This window comes from Acinetobacter sp. LMB-5 (assembly GCF_001541635.1).
GTDB classification, from domain to species: domain Bacteria; phylum Pseudomonadota; class Gammaproteobacteria; order Pseudomonadales; family Moraxellaceae; genus Acinetobacter; species Acinetobacter pittii.
Window position 1 is genome coordinate 1 of record NZ_LRDR01000077.1, and the last position, 426, is coordinate 426.

General features: G+C 47.2%; 2 protein-coding genes. Both read right to left on the minus strand.

All coding sequences use genetic code 11. From position 1 onward, the window contains the following. On the minus strand, positions 1 to 197 hold a 197-nt coding region (locus AW165_RS18585), incomplete at its 3' end, for a hypothetical protein (protein ID WP_212823934.1). After that, positions 185 to 426, minus strand: a 242-nt coding sequence (locus tag AW165_RS19860) for a hypothetical protein (protein ID WP_212823937.1), incomplete at its 5' end; no start/stop codon positions are given. The genes AW165_RS18585 and AW165_RS19860, both read right to left, overlap by 13 nt.

A 426-nucleotide genomic window follows, 5' to 3' on the forward strand; every position in this document is an offset into this window, starting at 1 on the left:
CTCACCATCATCGAGTTAGTGTACGTTGCCGTGTATGCGCTCATGAACGCATCGATATCGTCATTGCCACTTTTGATTGCATGAGTGATGGCGTTGGAAAGTTTATTGGCCGTAAAAGAAAGCGCCTCATTTTCGAGGCGCTCCATTTTGGTCAGATTGTCTTTTTCAGCGCGCTCCACGTCTGTTAGAACAGCCATAGATGTTTCGCCTCCGTTGGGTCGGATAATTGAATGGTGCCGTCTTCATCAGTGATGGCGGACTTGAGAAGCGCTTTGAACTTCTTATCGTCCACTCGCATGCGGATACGGCCATTCATGTTGTTTGCCTGAAATATCCATTTGAATAACGTTTGGTTGAGCGCCTTGAACACCATCTTTGCATCAGCTTTAGCATAGAAGAACGCATTCTGTTGGTGCGTAAGCCCCA